Raw genomic sequence first — 20,050 nt, 5'->3', positions numbered from 1 at the left:
TATTTCATAACGCTACTTTACCGTATTGGGTCGTTCTATCGTCTTTGTTATACAAAAAATAGCCACCCCAGGGCGGCTATTTTCAGATTAGTAGGTTGTTTTTTTAAGTTTGCGGTGCTTCTGTCGGATTCATACTCAGCGCAGCGACAGACTCGCTGGCAAAACCACGTAACCCAACAACGTGAACGTGTTCTTGATTTTGGAACACTTTTCGCACCAGCTTGTAGGTGGTGCCTTTTTCTGGGCTGATGTTTTCCGGTGCTGCAATAATCAACTGCATTTCTAACCGGTCACACAGTTCAAACAGTGTTGCAATTGATTTGGCATCCAAACGCGCCGCTTCATCAAGGAACAACAGACGGCATGGCGAAATATCCTTGCCACGCAGCCGACGCGATTCCTCTTCCCAGCTCTGCACCACCATCACCAGAATCGACATACCAGTACCGATCGCCTCACCGGTAGACAGCGCACCGCTTTCGGCTCGCAGCCAACCATCAGAACCACGGAACACTTCTACCTCAAGCTCCAGGTAGTTACGGTAATCCAGCAGTTCTTCGCCAATGGTCTGCGGTGTACGCTGCCCCATATCAATCTGCGGGTTCAAACGCTGATATAATTTGGCCAACGCTTCAGAGAAGGTCAAACGATTACTGTTGAACAGATCTTGGTGTTGTTCCTGCTGTTCAGACAACACATCCAGCAGTGTCGCATGCGCTTCACGCACATTGACGTTCAGACGCACGCTCTTCACCTGACCAAACGAAACCGCCTGCAATCCCTGATTGAGCATGCGAATACGGTTTTGCTCACGCTGAATAGTTTTGCGAATAATATTCGCCACACTTTTCGCGCTGATTGCCAGTTTCTGCTCACGCGCCGTCAGTTCTTCAGTCAAACGCCCCAGTTCGATTTCCATCTGTTCGATGGCCTCAACCGGATCGTCAGTACGAATAATATCCTGTCGAATACGCTCACGCAGATGCTGATATACCGCGATGTAGAACTGAATCTTACGCTCTGGCCGCTTCGGATCTTCTGACAACCGCAGCACATCACGTAAGTGCTCGTTATCCGCCACCGCCAGACGCAACGCACCCAGCGCCTTATCCGACATTGAACGCAGTTCATCACCATCCATATAAGCCAGCTCACGACGGTGTAAGCGACGTTCGACGCCGTTATCTTTCACCATCCGCATCACCGCACACCAGCCCGCTTTAGCCGTCACGACTTGCTCACGCAGTTGATGATAATCGCGCTCCAGCTTGCGCAGTTTTTTCTGCAAGCTGTCCATTTCGGCTTCGCAGAAGGTGAGCTGTTTTTCCAACTGGTTGCGACGCGCACGGTTATTACTTAACGCCGCATGCAGTTCGTCGCGGCGCTGGCGCGCGCGCGCTTCTGCGTTGGCATCAGCCTGTACGCCAATATCCACCAGTTCCTGACTGAGCTCTTTCAGCATGTCGCGTTTGGCGTCATACGAGCTTTTCAGCGACGCCAGCACCTGACTATATTGCGTAAATTGCGCTTGATACTGGCGCAGTTGCTCACGCGCGCGGCTGCGTTCTGCTTCAGCTTGCTCCAAGCGATGACGTAATTTGTCGTTAAGATCGTTGTTAGCATTCTGCATACCAGCCGAGTCGGTATAACTGAAATGCGCCCGACGCTGAACCACTTCAACCAATGCAAACGCCTGCTGTTTAGCCTGACGCTGTACGCTTTGCGCTTGCTGATAATCTTGTTGCAGTTGTTCGTGTTGTTCCGGGTCGCTTTGCAATACCGCAACCAGCGGCTCCAATTTAGCTAAGGCAACGCCGTGCTGTTGGAGATAACGCGCAGCATCTTGCGCTTCGTCCAACTCTTCATGAAGCTCCTCAACACGATCCGGCAAGGTTTCGTCATTCAATAATGAAACCAGCGGTGTCAGACGATTCAACGCCGAGATGCCTTCTTTCGCCTGATCGTATTGCTGACGCTGTTGTTGGTTCTGGGCTTCGTGATTATTCAGCGCCCGTTCAACTTCGCCACGACGGCCATTCAGCGTACGAATTTCCGCTTCAGGATCGGTATCAAATGCTACTGCCAGATGCGAACCGATGAAACGACTGAACGCCTGATGCAAACGTTGGATTTTCTGAACGTCAAATGACAAGGTCGCGTAACGTTCGGCCAGTGATTCACGCTCGCCATGCAGCACATCCAAACGCTGCTCGCGCGCGGCACGGCCAAACAACGGCACCGCCGGGTAGCGTGAATAGCGCCACTGGCGATCGGCGGTTTTCACCAACACCGCTCGCTCCTGCTCTTCAACGGCGAATACGCTGTCATCAAACGACTGCGGATCGCCTTCGATCAGATAGAGATCTTCCGGGCAATCCTCCAGCCCTTCGAGCATGTCACGCACCAGCGACAGATCCGGCACCACAATGGCGTGGCGAGACGGGCCATAAAGCGCAGAGAAGTACGGCGCATCATCAATGGTGACATCATCATAGATCTCTGACAGTAATACGCCGCCAAAGCGTTCAGCCAATGTGACCAGCCGCTGATCTTCCGCACCGCTTGGCTGGCTGAGGCGTTCGATTTGCGCTTCAACCTCACGCTTACGCGCCGCAACTTCGTCACGTTCAACCGTGGTTTCACGTTCACGCTCGAGCAACTGCTGCATATATTCCGTGACGTGCTGGCTGCTCTCCAGCGGCTCACCACTTTGCTCGCTCAGTTGACTGAGCGCGTCCTGCGCCGCCAGCCACACTGGCGCACGCGCAGTCAGCGCTTTAATACGCTGCTGAAGTTGCTCTAACTCCTGGCGCATCGCCATCCGCCGTTCACCGGCTTCACTGACGCTCTGCGACAGCGACTCCAAGCGTTCTTCCAGCTCTTGTTGCAGCGCATCCAGCTCGTCCGGCTGATACGCCTGCCCCTGCCGTTTACAAAACTCTTGCAACAGGCGCTCAGCGTCCTGTTGCGAACGTAGACGCTGTTCTAATTCGCTTAACCGCATACGTAACGGTTGCACGCGCTCTGCCTGATGCTGCTGCGAAGGCCAGTCGCGCAGCAACTCACGCGCGGTTTGCCAGGCTTCGCTGCGGCTCACTTCACCGGCGATGTTGCACACTAATTGATAAGCCTGCTCGAACTGGCTGTGAGCGGCATCGGCCACGCTCAGTTTTTGCTCCAACAGCAGTAAGGCGTCCGTCGCTTCCTGCTCACGCGCTTGGAAGGTTTCCAACCACTCATCGGCATTTTCAGCATTCAGCTCAGGCAACTGGCACAACGCACGCGCGCGCTCTAACGCTTGTAATGCCTGCTGATACTGAATAGCGCGGGTTTGCTGTACGTCCAGTGCCTGTTGATAGTCAGCCAGTTGGCTTTTCAGCTCATCCACTTCCAACTCTGCGGCTTCGGCACGCGCTTCGTTTTCTGCTTGCTGTTCGCTGGCTTCCGCAACCACCTCGTTCTGCTCTTCCAAGCGGTAGGTCAACTCTTCCAGATCGGCCTCATAGCGTTCGATCTTTTCCTGCTGGCGCATCGCCGTCTGTACCAGATTCAGGTGATCGCTGGCCGCTTGATAGTCGGTTTCCAGATCTGATTCCGCCCCGCTCTGCTCGCCCAGCTCGCGTGCCATTTCGACGTGGCGATACTGTTCAGCGGCAAGCTGCTTACGGCTGCCAAATAAATCATGACGCAGCGCCAACGCCCCATCCAAATGAATACGTCGCTCGTTAGCATGACGCATGTAGTCCGCAGCGACATAAGAGGTAGCTTCGGATATCAGATGTTTGAACAGGTCACGGTCAGACTGAGTGACACGAATCGCTTCCAACGTCATGCGGTTTTCACGCAACGCGGCTTCCATATCCTGAAACGCTTTGCGCACGCCGCTGTTTTCCGGTAGCAGGTAATCACGCAGCGAGCGAGTGATGGCACTGGAGATGCCACCGTACAATGACGCTTCGATCAAACGATAGAATTTACTGCGATCGGCCGATGAACGCAGGCGTTTCGGTATAACGCCCAGATCAAACATCAGTGAGTGATAATCCGTGATGGAGTTGAACTGCTTAAACTGTACGCCCTCCATCTCTTCAACACGTTCTTTCAACTCTTGCAGTGAAAGCACGCGCGCCTGGCGTTCACCCACCGACTGGGTCAGAATTTCGGTCGGCTGAATTGCCGTTGGCAATCCCTGAATGGTAAACGGCTTAATATCAACTTTACGGTCACGGCCAGCAACCTGCTGCAAACGTACGCCAACGACCACCCGCTGGTGACGTGAGTTGACCACGTCAAGCGTGGAATAACACACCCCGGCGCGCAATTTGCCGTGTAAGCCTTTATCGCGCGAACCGCTGGTTGCGCCCGCTTCGGTGGTATTACGAAAGTGCAACAGCGTTAAATCGGGGATCAGCGCCGTGACAAACGCCGCCATGGTGGTGGATTTACCGGCTCCGTTGCCGCCAGACAGCGTGGTGACCAATTCATCCAGATCAAAAGTGCGGGCGAAGAAACCGTTCCAGTTAACCAACGTCAGTGAGCGAAATTTACCGCGTTCAATCATTCCTGTTCATCCTCTGCGCTGTCCGGGGTGTGGTCTGTCGGTTGATCATCACTTTCCTGCTCGTCATTCAGTAACAGGCTATTTTCAACCGGCATGGCTTCGCCGTCACGAATCATGCGCAATTGCGCTTCGCGAGGATCATCACCGCTACGCACGTCCGCGCCAAAGCGGAACACCGCTTCGGTGATACGGAATTTGCTGCTGTCATTGCCCATGAAATAGAGCATGCCTAAGCGACGTAAACGGTTCAGTGAGGTCCGCACCTTTTCGTGCAGCTTCTGTCGATCAAGGTCAGATCCGGTGGAGCGCTGGTTGACGAATTTCAACAGTTTATTTTCATCTGCCAGACTCAACAGCTCATCATACAGTTCTTGATGGCTGAAAATCCCCTCATGTGCCAACCGCTCTGGGCTCAGATAGAGGTAACACAGAATTTTACCCACCATCATGTCCAGCTCAGAAAGCACCGAGCGTGGAATTAACGTGGTTGAGCGAGGACGGAGATAGAAGAACCCTTCCGGCGCACGGATCAACTCGACGTTATAACGGGTGTAAAACTCTTCCAGTTCGTCCTGAAAGTCCATTAAGAAGGCGTGGTTGTCCAGCTCATCGATACCGATATGACGACCCGCACGCAGTTGGCTGTCTAACGCCGGAAACAGCGCGTTTGACAATGCCTTGGCCAGCTTAACTGGCATTATTTGTTCAATATTTGTCGATGACATGGGCCTGTACCTTGGCTCCGTAATCATTGATTGCCTGCCATTCGGCTGGCAACCCTGAAAAATCAGCTTCAGCCACACCAAGGCGCACTGCCTGGTCGACCACTAAACGTGCTACGTCAAAGTGACGTGCACGCGGATATTGCGCCAGATAATCGCGCATCACCGCCCCGAGATTGAGCGGCAATTGTTGTTCCTGATAAACTTTCAGTGCCTGTTCGATCATTAATGCCAACTGTTCTCGGATCTCGCTGAACTCTTCAAACTCTAGATCCGGCGGCAGTTCCCCTGTCACTTCATCACTGCGCAATGCCAGCTCTTCGTCTCGCATATCCAGCAAGCGATCGGCATTGGCGTGGGTAAGCGTCCACGGATGGTCGAAGTAGTTTTGCACCGATTGGCGCAATCGCTGTGCGAATACCCGGTTTTTGTCCATGTCGATCGCGGTGCGGATGAACTTGTGTACGTGGCGGTCATAGCCAATCCACAGGTCAATCGCCTGTTGACCCCAACTAATAATGCGATCCAGTTTACTTTGCAGATCAAACACCAGTTTATCGACGAACCCGAGTTCCATCTCACCGAGCGTAGCATCTTGAATACGCAGCAGATTAGCCTGTAGCTTGTCGCCGGCCGCTTCCAAGGTGTCTTGTAATTCGCGCAGCGTGCCGGAGGTTTCCGACAACAACATTTCACAGCTGGAAATCGCCGCCCGCCAGTCCTGGTTCAAGAGTGCCGCGATGTCGTCTTTTACGCCCTGCTGCTGCTCATCCATTACCCGCTGGGTCATGTCTATGCTGTCGAAGATTTCCGCCACTGAATATTTGAGTGGTGCGAACACGTTGCGATGCCAATGGAAATCATCCCCGCCCTCTTCCGCCGCATCGGCTGCGCGTTTCAGTTCCTGCGCCACGATCGACAACTGCATTGACAGGCGCAGCGTAGAAAATTCACGCTGACGGATATAATAATCGGTAATGCCGATGCCCAGCGGCGTCAAACGATAGATGGCATTGCCATCCGCCAGTTCGCTGGTAAAGCGGTTCAACAGGCGCTGGCGCACCATGTCGTTAATGGCATTGTTGGCTCGGATCGCCACCGTTTCATGCGTTTGTTCAAATCCTTTACTGACATGGCGAAATGCATCAACCAGCTCGCCTTCGCTCATCTCGCCATCCAAGCGTTCACCATTTAACGTGGCAATAGCAAGCAAAAACGCAAGACGCTCCGTAGGGAGCGAAATAGAGAAATCATTTTTCCGGGCCCAGGCGACCAGTTCGGGTACAGTCTGGGAAAATTCACTCATAGTTCGTCCTTCAGGTTTGGTTTATGTGCCATGACGTGAATGTAGCGCCCCAAACTCACGTACGGCTCCTGCCGGCAATAGTGCTGTTCAAGCGCCAGTAGCTCTTCAAATTTTTGTGTTTGCAGCTGTCTGCTTTGCAGATAATCATGGAATACGCGCACGCCGGTTTTACCACTGATGTGCATGCCAAGCGCTGCCAACCAACCGTATACCTGCTGTGGATTATGCGGGTACTGTGGCGACAGCGAGCGCTTACGTCGCCGTCTGACCTGCGGGTCGACCAATTGAAAATTACCCAAAACCACATTGCGCATTAATAAGCCGTTCGCGTTGAAAAACATCAGCGACAGTGCGCCTCCGGGTAACAGACAGTCATATAACGCCGCTAACGCGACCTGAGGCTCGGCAATCCATTCAAGCACTGCATGGAACAATATCAGATCAACCGGCTGTTCCAAATGTTGACCGATCTCCTGAGCCGAACTTTGTATGAATTGCATGTTCTGGCTCACACCTTTCTGTTCGGCCAATTGCGCAGCACGCTGAATCATCTCACCAGAAAGATCGCACAACAACACCTGATGCCCTAACTCTGCCAGTTGGCAGGCCATATGCCCTTCACCACCGCCTGCATCCAGTATACGCAGCGGCCGCTGCGGCAAGCTTGCCAGCAGCAGCGTCAGATCCTGCCACACCACGGCCTGGCGAATCTTCCCTTTGGTGGTGCCGTAAATATTACGTGCAAACTTTTCAGCAATATCGTCAAAATTGCGATCCTGCATTAAACAACGGCTCCGCTGGTTTTCTTTGGGCTTAGGGCAACGCTCTTGCCCATTCAAACCTGCTATTTTGGCACAGACTGGCTTAGAATAAATCTTCTTGCGGTATGATTGTGCCCAGATGTCGTTTTTTCGCCCAAAAGGACCCGCTTTTTGATGCTGTTTAACCTAAAAAAGTTCATTGGCGGCATGTTGATGCCATTACCTGCGCTGCTGCTACTGATGGCATTGGCCTTATTACTGCTCTGGTTTACCCGCTGGCAAAAAAGCGCAAAAGCGATCCTCAGCCTGAGTTGGTTATGTTTACTGCTCTTTAGCCTGCAACCGGTCGCCGATCGGCTGTTGCTGCCCATAGAATCAAAATACCCAACCTATCACGGCACCGAGCAGGTCAATTATATCGTGGTTTTGGGCGGGGGTTACACGTTTAATCCGCAATGGGCGCCCAGTTCCAACCTCATCGGCAACAGTTTACCGCGAGTCACTGAGGGCATACGACTCTATCTCAGGCAACCAGGCGCAAAATTGGTATTCACCGGCGCACGTGGCGCCACGGCAATCAGCAATGCGGAGACCGCCGCCAGGGTTGCCGAAAGTCTGGGGGTGCCGCGTAATGACATCATCATACTGGATCGCCCGCGAGATACCGAACAAGAAGCCGCGCAGGTCGCTACGCTGGTGGGGGAGCAGCGATTTATTTTGGTGACCTCCGCCAATCACTTGCCGCGCGCGATGCGCTTCTTTGAAAAGGAAGGGTTAAATCCTATCCCTGCACCGGCTAATCAACTGGCGATTACCTCGCCACTGAATTTTTGGGAACGAATGATGCCTTCCGCCTTGTACCTCAGCCACAGCGAACGTGTCTGGTATGAAACTCTCGGCAGCCTATGGCAATGGTTGAAAGGAAGCGATACGGCAACCGGCGCGGGTGAACATCATTAACCAGCCAGCCACGGCAGCAGTTGCCGGGATGCGGCGTCAAACTGTTGCCGATCCAGTTTTCCGGTATGTATCATACGCCCGATCGCTTCCCAAATAACATACAGCCAGCGCCGAGCCATGAAAGATTCAGCAACCGGTGCGCGCCGCAGGTAATGGAATAACAGTTGGCTGGGCATCCCCTCTTCGCACAACCGAAACAGGTCGTACTCACGCGGTGCCCACAGCACCATGCCGGGATTAAGCATCGCCAACAGTTGATCGGATTTTGCATCTTTTAGCATGCTACGCAACGTTAAATTACCGTGTACCAACACGCTTGCGTCGTCAAAACCAACAAAAAAATGCGCTAATGCCTCACGCGCACGATACAGCAAACGGCGATCGTCCATGGTAAGCAACGGCGAATGCTGATTATTGATCGTAGACCACAACACTTCGACACGTTGTTGATACCAACTAAACCAGCTATTTTCTTGGGTACTGTCAACGGTGCCAACGCAACCGTGGCTGTCAACGCGATGCCAAGCCAGCATGCTATCAACAATTTGCTCCATCAGCCTATTCCAGCGCTCCGACGTACGCGTTGGCGCCTCGACAGACACGCCGCGTAGGCGCTCAATCAGCAAGATTTCACGATACGGTGATTGCTGGGTGTACACCACGCCAAATACCGTTGGCATACGCATATCACCTTCGCGCGCCAGCATCGACAGTTTATAGGCTTCCTGCTGGGCAATCCCGGCACAGACGAAACTCTTTGCCACTAATGGAATGGCGCTGCCTTGCCGATCGTACAGTGAATACAGATGCGCGTAGGGTTGCTCACTCACGCATTCTACCCGGCTGATTGACTCACCCAGTACAAGACTCAGTTCGGCGCGTAGCTGTTCCATTCAGGCAAAACCTCATGGGAATTAAGGGAGAGGCTGACATCATCAACGGGTGGACGGGGAAGTGCTTAAATACAGATCAATAAAATGAGAAGAAACGCGGAGAAAAATCAACCATCGACACACGGGAGCGCGCCGATGGCAAACAGCACAATGCTCAGTTTTTGATACAGTCGCGCACGCGCTGTAAATCTTCCGATGTATCGACGCCTACGCTGGGGATGGCCTTCGCCACCGCAACATGTATTTTTTCGCCATACCACAGCACGCGTAGCTGCTCTAACAGTTCAATCTGTTCTAACGGGCTCGGCGTCCAACTGACATAACGACGCACAAACCCAGCACGGTAGGCGTAGATGCCAATATGGCGCAGCAGGCTATCACCGATCGCTTCTTTTGATTGGGCAAAGCGCTCACGATCCCATGGGATAGTGGCTCGCGAGAAGTACAGCGCGTAACCCTGCTCATCCATCACCACTTTCACCGCATTTGGATTAAAAGCCTCTTCGGCACTGTCAATCGGTACCGCCAGCGTTGCCATCCCGGCACTGCTGCCCGCCAAGTTTTCTGCGACTTGCCGCACAATTACCGGCGGGATCAGCGGCTCATCGCCCTGAACATTCACAATAATTTGATCGTCAGCGAAGCCGTAATGCTCGATCACTTCCGCCAAGCGTTCTGTACCAGAATGGTGATCTGGGCTCGTCATGCACACTTCGCCGCCAGCGGCTTCGACAGCACGCGCAACATCTGGATGATCGGTCGCGACAATCACTCGTGACGCACCTGATTCACGGGCGCGTTCCATCACATGAACCACCATTGGTTTACCGTGAATATCCGCTAACGGTTTCCCCGGTAAACGGCTAGATGCATAACGCGCTGGAATAATAGCGATAAAACTCATACTTGCTTCTCGTCCAGCGGCAGCGTACGCGCCTCGTTTTCCAACAACACAGGAATACCATCGCGCAGCGGATAAGCCAATCCATCCAGTTTGCAGACCAACTCTTGGTTTTCTTTATTGAAGTACAACTTACCGTTGCAAACTGGACAGGCAACGATTTCAAGTAAACGGTGATCCATGTTTTCTCCAAGCGGGGGAATGTGACATCAGGAAAGTGCATGAGGATAGCATAATGCTATGCAATGGGTTAACCATCGGCTTGTTTTACTGCCTGGTACGATCGGCCTCGGTTTGGGGTTGTTTACGCTGGCGCACAGGCGTAAAATTTGCGATCAATGTCACGAAATAATGAAAGCTTTGCAAATGATGAAACGCATAAACCGAATCATTGCCCTGTTCGCTAATTTTAGCAACTGAGGCTCCGCGCGTAACGAACGGCGAAGCCCCCGTTTTACCCATGCGACCAGCGTCGTTCGTTATCCTACTTGCCAACGCTCACCCCACGCGTCCTTTATCGAAGCGGGCACCTTACCTATTTTAACCTGCGTTGCGCCATGCCATTTGGCAGTGCGGCAAATCGCCAGATAGATATCCTGGCAACGTTGCTTACCCATTCGCACCCGCGATTCCAGATGAAAACTGATGACTTCAAACTCCGATTGGCGACGGTGCATTTTGGCATCAATCCGCCCTATCAGTTCGCCACGATGCAACACTGGCAAGGTGAAATAGCCATATTGTCGCTTTTCCTTCGGCGTATAACACTCCAGCCGATAGTCAAAATTGAACAATTCTAGTGCACGGCGCCTATCCCAGACGACGGGATCGAAAGGTGATAATAATGCGGTAACGGTAGCGTTTAATTTACCCTGCTGCGCCATCACCAGCTCATTCGCCAAGGCGTGATGTACATAAAAAATACCTGACAGCCCGGAAACGTGTACCGGTTGTATTTCCCCCTCGTGCTGGAGCGACTCAACGAGTTTCTGCGGCGAAACGCGCTTCAAACGGTAATAATCAGCCAACCATTCGGGTTTAAAGATCCCCAGATAACCGCAGGTCCGCCTCAACATTTGCTGATGTGCGGCAGCCGCCGATAACGCGTGTTTGTTATCGTCCCATTCAGGTAACAGGCGTTCGGTTAGATCATAAACGCGCTGGAAATTGCGACGCTCGGCCACCATTAATTTCCCGGCGGTGAATAAACTTTCAAGATGGCGCTTTTCAGGTTTCCAATCCCACCAACCATTGCCCCCCTTTTTTTCGGCATTGAAATCGGTCGAGCGAACCGATCCGTGTTTAGCAATGTGTCTAAGCACGTCATCGATGGCCGTGCGATGCTTATCAACCCATTCTTGCGAGTATTTCCAGCCCATTCCCTGTGGATTCAACATCCTATGCCGCATCAACGCAAAATCGTCAATGGGCAAAAAACAGGCTTCGTGCGCCCAATACTCAAATAATTGACGAGCGGCCAAAGCCTGATCCAGCCAGGCGGGGACGTAATCACCCAATCGACTGAACAACACCAGATAAGGGCTACGGGCAACCACGCTAATAGTATCTATTTGTAGTAGCCCCATTCGTTGAATCATCGCAATGACATCTTCAGGTGTGGCTTTACGTTTTACGGGGGTGAGAAGTCCCTGAGCGGCAAGATGCAGCGCACGGGCAGCGGCGAGGGAGATTTCAGGTATTGCCATTCTACTATCCAGGTGATGAATTTATCGCCTGATAATAGTGGAATTTGGGGGATTTATCTTCGCCAGTGCGGGGGAAACGACGCCGGCACTGGCGAGGAAGGCATGACGTTAGAACGCGATAACGTCTGCTGCAGACAGCCCATGAGAGCTACGGTAAATCGAGAATTCGACGTTCTGACCTTCGTTTAATGATTTATTTTTGGTATTGGCGATAGCACGACGGCTAACATAAACTTCGTCACTACCATCGACCAGAGAAATAACACCGTAGCCTTCAGCTTGATCGAACCATTTCACACGGCCCATTTTTAACACAGTATTTTTAAACATAACTTATATCCTTTTACTTGAGCATCCATAACAACGTTATTTTTATAATTGTTGGGATGCTACCAGCCCATCCTAAAGTTTTTCGTAACAAACCTCTCGTGAGCAAAAATTAAAAAACCCGCACTACGGCGGGTTGGTTGAACTTAATATCTTCCGCAAGAATCCGCATAAATGCTTCATCAAGGTTGTATTAAGAACTCTATACGCTATTACCTGTTATTACAGAGCAACAACGTTGGCGGCAGCCGGCCCGCGCGGGCTGTCCTGAATGGTGTACTCGACGCGCTGGCCTTCAGCCAGAGTCTTGAAACCGTCGGTCATAATTGCAGAGAAGTGTACGAATACATCTTTACCGCCGTCATGTTGCTCAATGAAACCAAAACCTTTGCTCTCGTTGAACCACTTAACTTGACCAGTCTTCTTAGACATTACTTTTACCTTTTAAATATATTTACAAAATCTGCCATAAGGCAATAGTGGCCGTTTTCAGAAACATTACTTATGGGAGATACTTAGAAGGTTCGTCTTTGAAGCGGAATCGAAAGATAACGTCTTAGAAGGAACTACATAATTCAACATCTATACTTCTAAATCTAAACTCAAACATAAATAGGTCTGCATCACAGGCCGACTGGCATTTACTCATAAAATTACGCATTGCACAAGCGGTTTGTCACACATTTTTTTCACAGGGTGTGGTTTTTAATTTAACACTATGATTTAAAATCATTTATTCTTTCAGGTGGCTGCGCATTTAAAATGCCGTTTTGCGTGTTCAACATCGCTTTTTACGGCCCTGTGTTCTACAAATGAGAGCTAACGCATAAAAATCTAATATGTTTGAAAGCGTTATAACAAAATTATGGTCAGATAGCTAAGCTTGAGGATAAAACAAGGCGAATGGCTTCGTAGCCAGGGTTATCGCCAAAATAATTTTCCTGAATAGGCTAAATAAAGGAGCTATGCGCATGACCGCCCAGCAGTTCGTCTCATCGAATGAAATTCGCGCCAAATTCTCGCATGCGATGTCTGATATGTATCAGAAAGAGGTGCCATTATATGGCGATCTGCTCAGTTTAGTCGCTGAAACTAATCGAGCGTTGTTAAGCAATGACGCCGCGTTAGCACACCAATTACAAATTACCGGTGAAATCGAACGGTTGGTGATGGAGCGCCACGGTGCCGTTCGCATCGGTACTGCCAGCGAGCTCGCAACGTTACGTCGGCTATTTAATGTGATGGGAATGGCTCCCGTCGGCTATTATGATCTTGCCATCGCTGGGGTTCCGGTTCATTCGACGGCCTTTCGCGCAATACATGAACACGATCTGCAAGCCTGCCCATTCCGCGTCTTTACCTCTTTACTTCGCTTGGAACTGATTGAACAGCCCGCACTGCGTCAACTCGCCGAAAAGCTGTTGGCTCATCGGCGTATTTTCACCGATAGAGCTCTAGAGTTAATCGCCCTGCATGAAGCGCAAGGAGGATTAGATCGCGCACAAGCCGACGACTTTATCGAGCAGGCGCTGGAAACCTTCCGCTGGCATAGTCAGGCCACCGTTAGCTCGGCTGAATATCAACAGTTGCATGACCAACACCGGTTAATCGCCGACGTGGTTGCATTTAAGGGCCCGCATATCAATCATTTAACCCCACGCACGCTAGATATAGATCGCGTGCAAGACTGCATGCCGCAGCGTGGCATCACGCCCAAAGCGGTCATTGAAGGCCCACCTCGCCGTCACTGCCCCATTTTATTACGGCAAACAAGTTTCAAAGCGCTGGAAGAACAGGTTGCCTTTGTAGAAAGTGACGGTTCAACCCTTGTTGGCCATCACACGGCGCGTTTCGGTGAAATTGAACAGCGAGGCGTCGCACTGACGCCGAAAGGCCGGGCATTATATGACCGTCTACTACAAGCGACCCATGACGCATTGCAGGCGCCGCCCAGTGAGAAAAATGCTGAACGCTATAACCACTTACTGCACAAGCATTTCCAGTCGTTTCCCGATGATTATCCGGCAATGCGTGAGCAACAATTGGCTTGGTTCCGCTATTTCCCAACAGAATGCGGATTAGCAGCCAAAGACAGTCTAGATAAACACAGTACGTTAGAGGCGTTAATCGCTCAAGATTACATCCGCTTTCAACCGTTGGTGTATGAGGATTTTTTGCCAGTGAGTGCGGCGGGGATCTTCCAGTCGAATTTAGGCGAGCGACAACACGCTGATTATAATGTGACGTCAAGCCGTGCAGTATTTGAACAAGCGCTGGGTACAGAAGTAATCGATGAATTGAAGTTATATGAACAAACGCAGCAACGTTCTTTACATGCTTGCGCGCAAGCATTAGGGCTTAACGCGCTAAACGTGTAACTTATTGAGGCAACAAGGTTTCGATACGCTGCAATAATTCTGTAGCCTGCTCATCAGGCAGCTCCGCATCGACCGGCAAATACCACCAGTGAGCTTGAGCAAAGGCGCGGCACTTGACCGCGTCTTTTTCCGTCATCATCAAGGTTTGCCCCGGGCTGGTTAGCGCCGCCAGTTGCGCCTGCTGATACTCCTGATGATCGGCAAAGGCAACTTCTCGTTCAACGCTAACCCCGAGTTTTTCCAGCGTGGCAAAAAAGCGCGGCGGATGACCAATTCCAGCCATGGCAACAACCGCAGGTAATTGCGCGGCAGGTAAGCGTTGCCCGCTGGCAATATTCACCGCCTCCCGCGCTTGTAACGTCATCGCGATTTCACCGGGCTGAGCTACCCCACCATTTGTAATACAGGCATTTACCGAGCTCAACCGACCCACGCGTTCACGCATCGGGCCTGCGGGTAACCACCAACCGTTGCCAAAACGCCGCACGCCGTCAATCACCACGATTTCAAAATCCCGCTGCAACGCATAGTGTTGCAAACCATCATCCGTGATCACCAGATCGATAGCGTGATGTTTCAACAACGCCTGAACCGCGTCACTACGCTTGGGCGATATAGCGACTGGTGCGCCGGTGCGTTGAAAAATTAACACCGGCTCATCACCTGCCTGTTGGGTCGTCGTTTGCGCATCCAATAACAAAGGATAAACCGCCGACTTCCCGCCATATCCGCGTGATACGACCCCAACCCGATAGCCTCGCTGCTGTAAATGCTCAACCAACCAAATGACCATCGGTGTTTTACCATTACCACCCGCAGTCAAATTACCGACCACCACCACCGGTACCGGCGAACGCCAGCTTTTACGTAGGCCAATACGATAACTCAGACGAATGAGGCAACTCACCAGTCCATAAAGCCAAGAAAACGGCAACAGCAGCAGGTAGACCAAAGAACTACCGGACCAGATACGCTCGATCATTATTGGCCAAACTGCATACGATGCAGTTGCGCATAGGCGCCTTGTTCAGCAAGCAAACGAGCATGTTCGCCACGTTCGACAATACGACCATCCTCAACCACCAGAATCTCATCTGCTTTTTCAATGGTAGATAGACGGTGTGCGATCACCAGAGAAGTGCGATCTTTTTGCAGTTCATCCAGCGCAGCCTGAATAGCCCGCTCAGATTCTGTATCCAGCGCTGACGTCGCTTCATCAAGGATGAGGATCGGACAGTCACGCAGCAATGCTCGCGCAATGGCAATACGCTGGCGTTGTCCACCCGAAAGCATCACGCCGTTTTCGCCGATCACCGTATCCAAGCCCTGATCCATTTTTTCAATAAAGTCCATGGCATAGGCCATACGCGCCGCTTTTTCAATCTCTTCGCGGGTGTAGCGATGCTCGCGCGCATAAGCGATATTATTGGCAATGGTGTCATTGAACAGGTGCACGTTTTGTGACACCAGCGCGACCTGATCGCGCAGCGAAGCCAAGGTATATTCACGCAGATCGTGACCATCCATCAGGATTTCACCTTCCTGGATGTCATAGAAACGCGTTAACAAGTTAGCGATAGTGGACTTCCCGGAACCCGAACGCCCAACCAATGCCACGGTTTTACCTTCTTGAATGCTCAAGTTGATATCACGCAGTGCCGGTGTTTCTTTCCCAGGATAGTAGAAAGTGACATGACGGAATTCGATATCCCCTTTGGCTCGCTCAATTTGGCGCGTGCCGGTATCCTTTTCCTGCTCCATATCCAAAATAGAAAACAACGTTTGGCAGGCGGCCATACCGCGCTGGAACTGTGCATTGACGTTAGTTAATGACTTCAGCGGACGCATCAGAGCGATCATCGCAGAGAACACCACGGTGATGGTACCGGCAGTCAAGGTTTCCATCACGCTCGGGAAACTGGCGGCAAACAAGACGAACGCCAGCGCCAGAGACGCGATGAACTGAATAATCGGATCGGAAATGGAAGAGGCAGAAACCAGCTTCATGCCCTGTTGGCGCATACGGTTACTGACTGAATTGAAGCGTTCGGTTTCCACTTGCTGACCGCCGAAAATCAACACTTCTTTATGCCCTTTCAGCATTTGCTCAGCGCTGGTTGTCACCTGCCCCATGGTGTTCTGCATATTCTTGCTGATATTACGAAAACGCTTCGACACCAGACGAATTGCAAAAGACACAATGGGTGCCAAGACAATCAGAATGACTGAAAGCTGCCAGCTGTAGTAGAACATCATGATGAACAAGCCGATAATCGAAGCCCCTTCACGCACCACGGTTACCAGTGCACTGGATGAAGACGAAGCCACCTGTTCAGAATCATAAGTAATGCGCGACAGCAAAGTACCCGTAGATTGTTGATCAAAGAAAGACACCGGCATCCGCATCATATGGCCGAACAAGCGCCGCCGCATTTGCATCACCACCATGCCCGACACCCAGGAGATGCAATAGCTGGAAATAAAACTGGTTACCCCACGCATCAGCATCAGCCCCATAACGGCGAGAGGCATCCAGAGTAAAACGCTGCTGTCAGTTTTACCAAAACCATCATCCAGCAGAGGTTTTAACAAGGACAACATGAATGTGTCCCCGGCGGCGTTCAAAACTAACGCGATAGCGGCTACTATTAGCCCTGACTTGAAAGGTGCGATCATCGGCCACAGTCGACGGAAGGTCTGAGTGGTCGAGAGATCTTTGTCATTCATCATGCAAATACCAGCCTTGAAAGAAATAGCGGCCTATTTTACTCATTATCCCCCTCTACGCCAAACCACTGATGGTACCAACGGGGCATTAATTGTTCACGAAAGCCTTTTAATTGCCAATAATTGTCGAAAAAACGCACGCTTAGTTGCCCTGAACGTGATGTATCCCGCCACAGGATATGATTTGCTCGGTACCGTTTGATTATTTTTTCAGCGGGCAAACGCCAAACGTTGTAACGTGCAGCAGAGGCCAAGGCCATTTTTGGCGCCACCGCCCGTAAAAATGGCGATGCCGAAGATGTTTTACTGCCATGATGCGGTACCTGTAGCAATGTGGCAGGTAGATGACTTCGTTGCCGCATTAAGGCTGCCTCACCTCTGCCTTCGACATCCCCGGTCAAGAGCATGCTGTGGGTGCCATCATCAATGCGTAGAATGCAGGAATCATCATTAGCCGCATAATTCACTCGCCGTGGCGGCCATAACGCTGCTAGCCGCAATCCTTGCCAGTGCCACTGTTGCCCCTGCACACAAGGTAAATGCCCGGTGTCGTTTAACGGTGAATAAACGCGGGCCCGAGGAAATGCCTGCTGCAACACCGCCAGCCCCCCAATATGATCCTGGTGGCTATGGCTGATGATAATTTGCTCAAGCTGCAAACCACGCCAATGTAGATAAGGCAGGATCACGCTTTCAGCGGTACTCCCAGTTTCCCAGCGGTCGCCGGTGTCGTAGATTATAGCTTTACCTTCACGCTCTATCACCACGGCCAGGCCGTGCCCCACATCCAACATATCCACCCGCCAATGATAGTCTGGTTGGCGTACTCGCCAAATCAAACAGCAGAGCACCACAACGAGACAGCCCGCGGGATAACGCCACCACCATTTAAAGCGCCACGCCACCACGCCCAGCCAACCAAGCGCACTAAATTGTAATAATCCGGCACTAACGCGTACCCATCCTTGCTCCAGATAAGGTAACGGCCATAGCGCGCAATGTAGAGAATAATTGGCCAAAGACCATAAAAATGCCCCGAGCCATGGCACATCGTTGACGATCAAAGCACACAAAACAAAAGGTACCGTCAGCAACGATACGATAGGCACAGCCCATAGATTCGCAGGCAATGACGTCCAGCTCACGCCATGAAATAACCCGAATTGCATCGGCAATAACAATAACGTCATACCAAGCTGAATATGCAACCAACGTAGCGGCGCCCATCGCCAAGCGGTATTAAACCTTGCGGGTAACGGTGCCCACTCGAACCAAAAAATCAACGCAGCAACGGCCAGCGCCGAAAGCCAAAAACTGTCTGACAATATCGCCAACGGATCGCTTAATAGCAGTAGGCTGATACACCACAACCAAACTTGCCAAGAAGAACAGCTGACACCAAATAAACGTAGCCCCATCCACAAGGTGAGTGCCATGGCGGCACGCAGTGCAGGCGGTTGCCCACCGGCTAGCCAAACATAGCCTAATGCCAGAATGACGCTACTCAACAACGGAAAGCGGTAACCAATAAGCCATGCCGGCAATAAGCGCTGTAACAATCGCGCAAGACTCCATATCAACATCGCCGCCAACGAAATATGTAACCCGGAGATCGCCATTAAATGAGCTATCCCGGTTTTAAGTAGCAATGCACGTTCATGCTTAGTGATTAACAGCCGTTCGCCAAATGCCAGCGCGAATAGAATGCCACGATGTGACAAGGGCTCTAACTGCCGTTCCACTGCGGTGATAATTCGCTGCCGCCAGCCACATTGTGCATCGATAAGCTTGGCGGACTGAATATAACCCACCAATGGCTGACGCCGTGCAATAGCCCAACGCTGCCGATCAAAACCACCTTGATTAAGACGGCTATGCACCGGCCGTAGCCGAACTTTTAGCGCCCAACGTTGCCCGGCGCACCCGTGTTTTCCCTTCAAGCTGGCGCTAAATGACAACGCTGGAAATAGCCAACGATCATTAACCTGCTCAATACGAAACAACAGTTTAGAGGGTTCGTGACCTGATAATTTAACACTGCTTATCGTTGCCACGATACTGACGGGTTTACTGCTCAACGTGTTGATTTGCCGCACAATGCCACCCGCACTCCAACACGCAAAAATAAACCCGCACAAGAGCCAAGCGAGTCCCTGAAAGACAATATGCTGAGTTTGTCGCCATAACCACAGCATCAGTAACGCCAAGCTAAACAGCAGCCCCTGAGGCGGCAGTTGCGCTAAAAACATCATTGGCAACATGCCCACAACCACGGCTATCGCGGCGATATCTATCGAAATCTTAATAAGTTGCTCCCTGCTCGAATCCTTTCGCACAGGAAGATTAACGTCGAAAAATGAGGGCTACCGGAAATAAAAACAGGGCTGGAATACGCTACGCAAACTATCGCGCCGTTGCAGAAATGATGGGCTCAATACTGCGAGTAACTGCACGGCATTAAACAATAAATGAGGGACAATCGTGGTAGGCCTAGCAGCGCGAAACAGTAAAAGCCGCCTTCACAATGGACGGCGTTGATACAGCCCGTTAACAAGGAGGCTAACAAATTTTAGTCGCCATTCCTCATCATCGTTCTTGGCTGCATATCTACATCATCTCGCTGTAAGGTAAAGCATTGACGTCTGGGTTTTCTTTGGACTATCGCCCAACAAGAACAATCAACATCTCACGAGAAAGTGGTTTAAGGCTGACAAATAAATATCCTCCGGCATAGCCGGAGGTTTTTCATAGGCGCCTATAAGGCTCTGTTACCAGCCGCGCCCTAACAGGCGCATTGCGATCTGACAT

At 51.4% G+C, this 20,050-nt stretch carries 15 protein-coding genes; 2 read left to right on the top strand and 13 right to left on the bottom strand.

Annotated features, from left to right (window positions below; all coding sequences use genetic code 11):
- Nucleotides 1-103: 103 nt before the first annotated feature.
- From mukB to cmoM, 4 genes are read right to left on the bottom strand one after another with little or no spacing between them, the layout of a single operon-like run.
- Nucleotides 104-4,561 (bottom strand): chromosome partition protein MukB, encoded by a 4,458-nt coding sequence (gene mukB / locus ACQKDS_RS17705; RefSeq protein WP_399673071.1) that lies wholly within the window; start codon nucleotides 4,559-4,561, stop codon nucleotides 104-106.
- A complete protein-coding gene (mukE, locus tag ACQKDS_RS17700; protein ID WP_399673073.1) occupies nucleotides 4,558-5,286 on the bottom strand; it encodes a chromosome partition protein MukE in 729 nt (242 codons plus the stop codon). The genes mukB and mukE overlap by 4 nt, the downstream gene beginning before the upstream one ends.
- Nucleotides 5,267-6,589 (bottom strand): chromosome partition protein MukF, encoded by a 1,323-nt coding sequence (gene mukF, locus ACQKDS_RS17695; RefSeq protein WP_399673076.1) that lies wholly within the window; start codon nucleotides 6,587-6,589, stop codon nucleotides 5,267-5,269. Before mukF ends, mukE begins: the two co-directional genes overlap by 20 nt.
- Nucleotides 6,586-7,371: a tRNA uridine 5-oxyacetic acid(34) methyltransferase CmoM gene (gene cmoM / locus ACQKDS_RS17690; protein ID WP_399673079.1), complete on the bottom strand. Its 786-nt coding sequence runs from the start codon at nucleotides 7,369-7,371 to the stop codon at nucleotides 6,586-6,588. Before cmoM ends, mukF begins: the two co-directional genes overlap by 4 nt.
- A 153-nt stretch (nucleotides 7,372-7,524) precedes the next feature.
- On the opposite strand from cmoM, the gene elyC reads away from it, so the two are divergent.
- Nucleotides 7,525-8,310 (top strand): envelope biogenesis factor ElyC, encoded by a 786-nt coding sequence (elyC, locus tag ACQKDS_RS17685; RefSeq protein WP_399673112.1) that lies wholly within the window; start codon nucleotides 7,525-7,527, stop codon nucleotides 8,308-8,310.
- Here the strand turns inward: elyC and ACQKDS_RS17680 are convergent.
- The 6 genes from ACQKDS_RS17680 to cspE all read right to left on the bottom strand — a co-directional run bounded on the left by ACQKDS_RS17680 (nucleotide 8,307) and on the right by cspE (nucleotide 12,569).
- The gene (locus ACQKDS_RS17680) at nucleotides 8,307-9,203 is read right to left on the bottom strand and encodes a YcbJ family phosphotransferase (RefSeq protein ID WP_399673081.1); all 897 of its coding nucleotides are present in this window, start codon (nucleotides 9,201-9,203) and stop codon (nucleotides 8,307-8,309) included. The two genes, elyC and ACQKDS_RS17680, sit on opposite strands and share 4 nt — an antisense overlap.
- 154 nt (nucleotides 9,204-9,357) lie before the next feature.
- On the bottom strand, nucleotides 9,358-10,107 hold the full coding sequence (gene kdsB / locus ACQKDS_RS17675; RefSeq protein WP_399673084.1) for a 3-deoxy-manno-octulosonate cytidylyltransferase: 750 nt from the start codon (nucleotides 10,105-10,107) through the stop codon (nucleotides 9,358-9,360).
- Nucleotides 10,104-10,286 carry a Trm112 family protein gene (locus ACQKDS_RS17670; protein ID WP_399673087.1) on the bottom strand — a complete coding sequence of 61 codons (183 nt, stop codon included), beginning with the start codon at nucleotides 10,284-10,286 and terminating at the stop codon, nucleotides 10,104-10,106. Before ACQKDS_RS17670 ends, kdsB begins: the two co-directional genes overlap by 4 nt.
- 297 nt (nucleotides 10,287-10,583) lie before the next feature.
- Nucleotides 10,584-11,810 carry a winged helix-turn-helix domain-containing protein gene (locus ACQKDS_RS17665; protein ID WP_399673089.1) on the bottom strand — a complete coding sequence of 409 codons (1,227 nt, stop codon included), beginning with the start codon at nucleotides 11,808-11,810 and terminating at the stop codon, nucleotides 10,584-10,586.
- 108 nt (nucleotides 11,811-11,918) lie between these two features.
- On the bottom strand, nucleotides 11,919-12,140 hold the full coding sequence (locus ACQKDS_RS17660; RefSeq protein WP_399673091.1) for a cold-shock protein: 222 nt from the start codon (nucleotides 12,138-12,140) through the stop codon (nucleotides 11,919-11,921).
- Nucleotides 12,141-12,359: 219 nt separating this feature from the next.
- A complete protein-coding gene (cspE, locus tag ACQKDS_RS17655; RefSeq protein WP_004928244.1) occupies nucleotides 12,360-12,569 on the bottom strand; it encodes a transcription antiterminator/RNA stability regulator CspE in 210 nt (69 codons plus the stop codon).
- A gap of 539 nt (nucleotides 12,570-13,108) precedes the next feature.
- On the opposite strand from cspE, the gene hglS reads away from it, so the two are divergent.
- Nucleotides 13,109-14,515: a 2-oxoadipate dioxygenase/decarboxylase HglS gene (gene hglS, locus ACQKDS_RS17650; protein WP_399673093.1), complete on the top strand. Its 1,407-nt coding sequence runs from the start codon at nucleotides 13,109-13,111 to the stop codon at nucleotides 14,513-14,515.
- 1 nt (nucleotide 14,516) lies between these two features.
- Here hglS and lpxK read toward each other — a convergent pair whose 3' ends face one another.
- Genes lpxK through ACQKDS_RS17635 form a run of 3 tightly spaced genes read right to left on the bottom strand, consistent with a single transcriptional unit; the run spans nucleotide 14,517 to nucleotide 19,578 of the window.
- Nucleotides 14,517-15,497 carry a tetraacyldisaccharide 4'-kinase gene (gene lpxK, locus ACQKDS_RS17645; RefSeq protein WP_399673096.1) on the bottom strand — a complete coding sequence of 327 codons (981 nt, stop codon included), beginning with the start codon at nucleotides 15,495-15,497 and terminating at the stop codon, nucleotides 14,517-14,519.
- The gene (gene msbA / locus ACQKDS_RS17640) at nucleotides 15,497-17,245 is read right to left on the bottom strand and encodes a lipid A ABC transporter ATP-binding protein/permease MsbA (protein ID WP_399673098.1); all 1,749 of its coding nucleotides are present in this window, start codon (nucleotides 17,243-17,245) and stop codon (nucleotides 15,497-15,499) included. The genes lpxK and msbA overlap by 1 nt, the downstream gene beginning before the upstream one ends.
- Nucleotides 17,246-17,280: 35 nt before the next feature.
- Nucleotides 17,281-19,578 carry a ComEC family protein gene (locus ACQKDS_RS17635; protein ID WP_399673101.1) on the bottom strand — a complete coding sequence of 766 codons (2,298 nt, stop codon included), beginning with the start codon at nucleotides 19,576-19,578 and terminating at the stop codon, nucleotides 17,281-17,283.
- Nucleotides 19,579-20,050: the final 472 nt, after the last annotated feature.

It is taken from the genome of Serratia sp. NPDC078593 (genome assembly GCF_050268245.1).
Lineage (GTDB): Bacteria > Pseudomonadota > Gammaproteobacteria > Enterobacterales > Enterobacteriaceae > JBNNGK01.
Note: the sequence above shows the minus strand (reverse complement) of the source record. Positions and strands in the feature narration are given on the sequence as shown.